Origin of the sequence: Actinotalea sp. C106, assembly GCF_023630195.1 — a bacterium.
In the GTDB taxonomy this organism is placed as follows: Bacteria; Actinomycetota; Actinomycetes; order Actinomycetales; family Cellulomonadaceae; genus Actinotalea.
Map to the genome: position 1 here is coordinate 1 of NZ_JALPKN010000164.1, position 7,046 is coordinate 7,046.

5 protein-coding genes and 1 pseudogene are annotated in these 7,046 nt (G+C 74.0%); 3 read left to right on the plus strand and 3 right to left on the minus strand.

Features of this window, described 5'->3' with window-relative positions; all coding sequences use genetic code 11:
• The coding region (locus L0B03_RS11585) for an MFS transporter (protein WP_250445941.1) at positions 1–609 on the plus strand (609 nt) is incomplete at its 5' end.
• Here the strand turns inward: L0B03_RS11585 and L0B03_RS11590 are convergent.
• The 3 genes from L0B03_RS11590 to L0B03_RS11600 form a co-directional block, all read right to left on the minus strand.
• A complete protein-coding gene (locus L0B03_RS11590; protein WP_250445942.1) occupies positions 606–1,595 on the minus strand; it encodes an alpha/beta hydrolase in 990 nt (329 codons plus the stop codon). The genes L0B03_RS11585 and L0B03_RS11590 overlap by 4 nt on opposite strands.
• Positions 1,592–3,037 (minus strand): MFS transporter, encoded by a 1,446-nt coding sequence (locus L0B03_RS11595; protein WP_250445943.1) that lies wholly within the window; start codon positions 3,035–3,037, stop codon positions 1,592–1,594. The genes L0B03_RS11590 and L0B03_RS11595 overlap by 4 nt, the downstream gene beginning before the upstream one ends.
• 126 nt (positions 3,038–3,163) lie before the next feature.
• Complete coding sequence (locus tag L0B03_RS11600) at positions 3,164–5,185, minus strand: SpoIIE family protein phosphatase (protein WP_250445944.1); 2,022 nt, start codon at positions 5,183–5,185, stop codon at positions 3,164–3,166.
• Positions 5,186–5,401: 216 nt separating this feature from the next.
• Here L0B03_RS11600 and L0B03_RS11605 point away from each other — a divergent pair, with 216 nt between their 5' ends.
• Positions 5,402–5,704: a GNAT family N-acetyltransferase gene (locus L0B03_RS11605; protein WP_250445945.1), complete on the plus strand. Its 303-nt coding sequence runs from the start codon at positions 5,402–5,404 to the stop codon at positions 5,702–5,704.
• Positions 5,705–6,110: 406 nt separating this feature from the next.
• Positions 6,111–7,046 (plus strand): annotated as a pseudogene (locus L0B03_RS11610) (hypothetical protein); the annotation flags it as partial.

A 7,046-nucleotide genomic window follows, 5' to 3' on the forward strand; every position in this document is an offset into this window, starting at 1 on the left:
AGCGCGCAGGCCCGCGCCCACGCCGCCGGGACCACCGCCCCCACCGAGGTGCCCGCCCGGCCGCGGGTGGTGGCCCTGGCCGGGTCGGTGATGGTCGTGACCCAGCTCGTGATGGTCGCGATCATGACGATGACCCCGATCCACATGCAGGCCCACGGGCACGACGTCGGGGCGACCGGGCTGGTCATCGCGATCCACGTGGGCGCGATGTACCTGCCGTCACCGCTCGCGGGGTGGCTGGTGGACCGGGTGGGGTCTCGGGTGGTCGCGGGGCTCGCCGGGGTCACCCTGCTGGCCTCGGGGCTGGTCGCGGCGCTCACCCCGGTGCGCTCCCTGGTGGGACTCGCGGCCGCCCTGGCGCTGCTGGGCCTCGGGTGGAGCCTGGGGCTGGTGAGCGGCACGGCGATGCTCGCGGACGAGCTGCCGCTCTCGACCCGCGCCCGCACCCAGGGGTCGGTGGACCTCACCATCGCGATCGCCGGCGCAGGGGCGGGGATGGCCTCGGGGTTCGTCGTCGCGTCGACGAGCTTCGCGACGCTGTCCCTCGCGGGTGGGGCCCTGGCGCTGCTGCTGGTCCCCGTGGTCGCCTGGTCGGCGCGCCGTCCCTAGCCCGCGACGCCCCGAGCGCGCAGCCACGCCAGGACCGTGCCCAGGTAGGTGGTGCGGGCCGGCTCGGCCGACAGGCTCAGGTCGTGGATCCCGCCCTGGACCGGGACGACGACGACGTCCTCACCCAGGCGAGGCGCGAGGCGCCACATGTGCTGCACGTCGAGCACGGTCTCCTGGCTGTCCAGGTGCGGGTTGTCCAGCCGGTTGGGTCCGTTCTCCGCCGCGGTGCAGACCAGGACCGGCACACCCAGCCCCAGGCCGCGGGCGATGCGCGCCTGCCCACGTCGGACCGCGAGCAACCAGTCGGCACGCACCGGGAAGCCCCCCGGCGGCTTGAGCTCGAGGTCGTACGCCCAGCGGCCCCCGTGCGCGACGTGCAGGTGCTGCGAGTACGCCGAGACCGAGCCGTCCCCGACCACGCGCTGCGGGGTGAGCCGACCGGCCACCTCGAGGGAGAGAGTGGTGCGCAGGCGGTTCCAGCGGTCGCCGTTGAGGTCGAGCCACGGGCTGTTGAGCACGAGGGCGTCAGGCCCAGCGGCACCATGACGTGCCGCTGCCCACAGGCTCGCCACCAGGCCACCCGTCGAGTGCCCCACCACCACGACCTGCCGGTGCCCCAGGGCGCGGATCGCCGAGGTCGCGGCGTCGAGGTCGGCGTCGTACTCGCTCAGGTCGGTCGTGTGGTGCGGGAGCTGGTCGGGCCGGCGGGACCGCCCGCAGCGGCGCAGGTCCAGGCCGTAGAAGGCCAGGCCCTGCTCTGCGCACCACGCGGCCACGTGGTCCTGGAAGACGTAGTCGTTGTAGCCGTGCACGTGCAGCAGGGCGGGGGCCGCCGGGTCCGTCGCGACCCGTGCCGGGCGCACCAGGGTGGCCGTGACCGGGCCGCCCGCGTCGTGGCCCACGGGCAGCGGCAGGCTCTCCCACCCGGTGACGACGGCGTCCTCCTGCCAGCCGCCGACCAGGTCCTCGACGTGCGGGGTGGTCACCGGGCGCCGTCCGCGGCCTCGTCCGTCGCCGCGTCCCCGACCGCGTCGAGGTCCTGCGCCGCGACGCGCTCGACCCGCACCGGCAGCAGGAGGGCCAGCCCGAGAGCCAGCACCACCATGATCCCGAGCACCCCCCAGTGCTGGGCCCCGGCGATCGCGATCGAGGTCGAGAAGGCCAGGGGGGCCAGGAAGCTCGCCGCGCGGCCGGTGGTCGCGTAGAGCCCGAACATCTCCCCCTCCCGCCCCGGGGGCACCACGCGGGCCAGCAGGGACCGGCTCGCGGACTGCGCGGGCCCGACGAACACGCACAGCAGCAGACCGAAGACCCAGAAGGCCGTCTGGCCCTCGTCATGCAGGAGGAAGACCGCCGTGCCGGCCACGAGCAGGCCGATCAGGCTCGCGACGATGATGGCCTTGGGGCCCACACGGTCGTCCAGGAACCCGCAGCCGATCGTCGCCACCCCCGCGACCACGTTCGCCGCGATCGCGAAGATGACGACCTCCCCGGCGCTGAACCCGAAGGTCACCGAGGCGATCACCGCCCCGAAGGTGAAGACCCCGGCCAGGCCGTCCCGGTAGACGGCGCTCGCGACGAGGAAGGCCAGCAGCGACCGTCCGTGGCGCCACAGCCCGCGCAGGTCACGACCGAGGATCCGGTACGACTCGAGCACCCCCGTCCGTGGGCCCGCAGGACCGGTCCGCGGCGCCTCGGGGACCACCACGAGCACGGGGATCGCGAAGAGCCCGAACCACAGGGCCGCGACCAGCACCGAGATGCGGATGTCCATCCCGTCCTCACCGGTGACCCCGAACCAGCCGACCTCGGGGTTGATGAAGCCGACGAACAGGATGAGCAGCAGGGCGATGCCGCCGAGGTATCCCGCCCCCCAGCCGATCCCGCTGATCCGGCCCATCGCCTCGCGCGAGGAGATCTGCCGCAGCATCGCGTTGTAGTTGACGTTGGCCAGCTCGAAGGCGATGTTGCCCAGCCCCAGCAAGGTGATGCCGAGCAGCAGGTTGAAGGTCAGGGAGTCCGTGTCCGGCCGCACCAGGACCATCGCCGCGCTCAGCGCCACCGTGATGGCGGTGTGGATGCCCAGCCAGAGCTTGCGGCGTCCGGCCCCGTCGGCACGGGCACCGAGCACGGGGGCCACGACGGCGATGACCAGGCCCGCGAGCGCGAGCCCCCAGCCGAGCCAGGTCGAGTGCTGGGCGAGGGCCGCGTCCAGCTGCACGGTCGCGGGACCGCCCGCCGCGCCCTCGGCCGCCGCGGCAGCCACGACGGAGGGGGTGACGAAGTCGCTGCTGGTGATCCAGCGGGTGAAGACGAAGGTCGTGATGACGGCGTTGAACGCGGCCGACCCCCAGTCCCACAGCGCCCAGGCACCCACCTGACCTCGGTGGATCCGGGGGGCGCTCGGTGCTTCCGTGGTCGCGGTCACGCGGGAAGCGTACGGCGGCCGGGTCCCGCCTCAGCGCGCTGACGGGACCGGCGGCAGGGATGGTCAGGCACTGTTCACCCCGGCGACACCCTCACCGGCGGGGCAGCGGGCGCCGGTGCGCCGCGGTCAGGGCGCCCGACGGACCGCGACGACGGTGAGGTCGTCGGGCAGCTCTCCGCCCAGCGCGGCCACCGCGAGGATCCCGTCCACCGCGTCCTGCGCGGTGGCGGCGCCGCGCAGCACCGCGTCGAGCCGGCCCAGGTCCTCGATCGAGCCGCCCATGGCGTCGAGCACCCCGTCGCTGAAGGTGACCAGCAGCGCGCCGGGCTCGAGGTGGTCGACCGCCACCTGGCGGGGCTCGTCGAGGCTGATCCCCAGGGGCAGGCCCGTCGAGGTCAGGCGGCGCACCCCGCCGTCGGCCGTGCGCACCAGGGTCAGACCATGACCCGCGTCGGCGTAGCTGAGCACCCCGGTCGACAGGTCGATCGCCAGGTGCATCGCCGTGACGAAGGCCCCCGCCTGGGCGAGGTCCTCGTGCAGGGCGCGCTCGGCGGTGGCCAGGGAGGCGGCGACGTCGCCGGTGCCCGCCACCCCGCGGATCGCCGTGCGGCAGGCGGCCGCGAGGATCGCTGCACCCATGCCCTTGCCCATGACGTCGGCCAGGGTGACCACCAGGCCGTCCGTGGTGACCCGCCAGTCATAGAAGTCCCCGCCGACGGTGCGGGCGGGCACGAACCCCGAGGCGACGTCGTACCCCGGGACCACCGGGGCGTGGGCCGGGAGCAGGCTGGCCTGGACGTAGGCGGCCCGCTCGAGCTCCTCGCGCTCGAGGGTGACGTCCCGCATGACGGTGACCGCCCCGCGCTGGCTGGGCAGGACGGTCGAGCTGAACCGCAGCACCCGGGCGAGGTCCTCCCCCGAGTGCTGGACGAGCAGGTCCGTCTCCCGCACCAGGTCCCCCGCGAGGGCCAGCCGCGAGGGCAGGAGACCCTCGTCCAGGACGGTGCCGTCGAGCTGGCGCAGCCCGTAGAACCCGCTCGACCCCACCCTGTCGGCCGGGTCACGGCCCGCGCCGAGCAGACGCCGGGCCGCGGGGTTGCGCAGCAGGGTCTCGCCCTCGGCGTCGACCACGCTGACGCCTTCGCTCATGGTGTCGACGATGGTCAGCAGGAGGACGGCCTGGGACTCGGCGTCCCGTCGGGCCGTGTTGAGGTCCGCGACCAGGCGGTTGCGCTCGTCCCGGGCCAGGGCCAGGGCCAGCCCGATGACCGCGACCATCGCGACGTAGGCCTGGGCGACCACGACCTGGGTGATCCGGTCGCCGATCGTGGCGAAGGGGCCCATGCCGAAGATCGTGAAGGCGATGGCGGTGACCCCCATGGCCGTGTCGTGCAGGACGACGAAGCGGGTCCGCAGCCGGGCGCCGGCCCAGATGGTCAGGATGATGAGGGGGAAGGCGAGGGGCAGGTCCTGCAGGACCACGAACCACACCGCGTACATGACGGGGGCGAGGACGATGGCGGCGAGGTACTCCCCCGTCCCCGCGGCGGTCACGTGCCGGTCCTGCCAGCGGACCCGGACCCGGGAGCGTCGTCGCTCCTCGATCCACGAGCCGACGACGAGGCCGAGCGGGACGATCACCAGGATGCTCACGGTGTTGCGCATGAACCACAGCAGCGCGACCGACCAGGACCACGTGCCCCCGTCCAGGATCGTGGCCCCGGCGGCCGGCAGCACCGAGACCAGCGAGCTGGCCCCCGTCGCGGCCAGGAACAGCCAGAGCTCGTCGACCTTGCGCAGCATCACCCGGCCGCCACCGGCCCACACCCGGGGGCACCAGCGACGCACGAGCCAGCAGAACACCCCGACCTGGGCCAGGGTCGCGACGACGAGCACCAGGGCCTGGGCGTGGTTGGAGCCGGTCATCTCGAGGACCAGCGCGGTGGAGCAGGTCAGGACCAGGGCGTCGATCCACCAGCGCTGGGCCGCGGCACGCACGACGAACCACAGGGCGGCGATGCCGGCGGCGGGGGTCGCGAGGCTCACGCCGCTGGTCCCGATGACGAGGGCCTCGCGGCCCACCGAGACGGCGATCACGTACGCCAGGGCGAAGACGGCGGTCAGACCGAACGCGCGTCGTCGTGCCATAGGGGGTGCACCAGCTCCTGCCGGCTGGGTGCCGTGCCTCCTGCTCGAACCCAGGGACTCGGGTCCGTGGCGCACCGTCGCGTCCTGCGACGGCTCAGCTCCACGGACCGGATACCACTACCTATCGGCACGCTACGCCCCGAGGTGAAGGCTTTGCCCCGACTAGGCTGACGGCAGTGCATCCCCCCGTGGGCGAGCAGAGGCGGTCGAGACAGCATGGTCGAGACGTATCCGGCAGAGCCGGTCGTGACGCGCGACGAGCACCGGTCGCGGTACATCCTGCGGCTGGGCGAGGAGGCCGCCGGCTACGCGCAGTTCCGTGAGGAGGACGGCCGGGCGGTGTTCTTCCACACCGAGGTCCGCCACGCCTTCGACGGGCACGGGCTCGGCACCACCCTGGTGCGCAAGGCCCTCGAGGACGTTCGCGGGCGCGGGCTGCGGATCGTGCCGCAGTGCCCGTTCGTCGCGGCCTACCTGCGCCGGCACCACGAGTTCGACGACCTGGTCGACCCCGCCTGAGGCCTCACCGGCGGCGTCCGAGGACGCGGAGCTGCCGAGGTCCCCGGCGCGTCACCGGGACGTCACCCACCCGCCGCGTGTCGGTCAGCCCTGCGTCCCCGCCGCTGCCTACCGTGGTGCCTGAAGGCCCCTCGGAGTAAGCGTCCGAGGGGCCTTGACTCGTCCAGGGTGGCGGTGGCTCGGGTCTCGGCCGGTTACCCACAGGACCGTCCACAGGTTGGGGGCGCACGTACCCCGTCATCCCCAGCCCTGTGGATCAACGCTGTGGACGACGCGCCGTCGTCCGCCCCGCCCCGCCCGCTCCCCGGGGCCCGATCCTTCACAAGTGCTGACCCGCGGTCGAAGTCACTGTGACAGGGGGCCGTCGTCGCGCTCCCCGGCCGTCACCGTCCCGCTGGAGCACCCCATGCTGCCCCCGACCCGCCCCTGGCTCGTCCGCGCCGTCCTGACCCTCCTCGTCACGACGGCCGTCGGCGTCTCGACCAGTGCGGCCGTCCTCGTCCCGCTGCCGACCGACAGCCAGGCCACCGTGCTCACCGACCGCCTGCTCAGCGGGCAGACCCTCGGCCCCGGCGAGCACCGCGACATCGGCACCCACCGCCTCGTCGTCCACCTCGACGGCGACGTCCAGCTCCTCGAGGGGGCCACGACGCGGTGGAGCACGGGCACGGCAGGTCACGCCGGTGCGCGGCTCGTGATGCAGGAGCACGGAGCCCTCGAGGTGCTCTCCACCGAGGACGTCGTGCTGTGGTCCACCCGGGTCAGCTCCCCCGGTGCCCGGCTGGTGGTCAAGCCCGACGGGTACCTCTACGGCATCTCCGTCGCGCACACCGTCATCTGGTCCACCCAGGCCAAGCACACCGTCGGGGAGGTCGCGCCGACCGACCGCATCCCCTCGGGCGGGATGCTCGTCTCCGGCGGGGCGATCAGCACCGCCGACGGCTCGCACGAGCTCCGCATGCAGCCCGACGGCGACCTCGTCCTCTGGGCCGGAGAACGCGCCCTGTGGCGCTCGGGCACCCGCGACAACCCCGGGGCCGCCGTGCACCTCGAGACCACCGGCGAGCTGCGGGTCGTGGCCCCCGGCGGCGTCACCCTCTGGTCGAACGACGTGAGCTCCGCCGGGGCACGCCTGGTCATCAAGGCCGACGGCCGCATCTACGAGATCGACCGGTCGGGGGCCTCGGTCTGGTCGACCACGACCGGTGGGGGCACCACCACGCCGGTGGTCGTGCCGGGCACCGACCCCGCCCCCACGCCAGCGCCGACCCCGACGCCGAGCCCCTCGCCCTCGCCGGGGGCCGGCGCCGGTACCGGTGAGGTGCCGATCGCGGTCAACCCC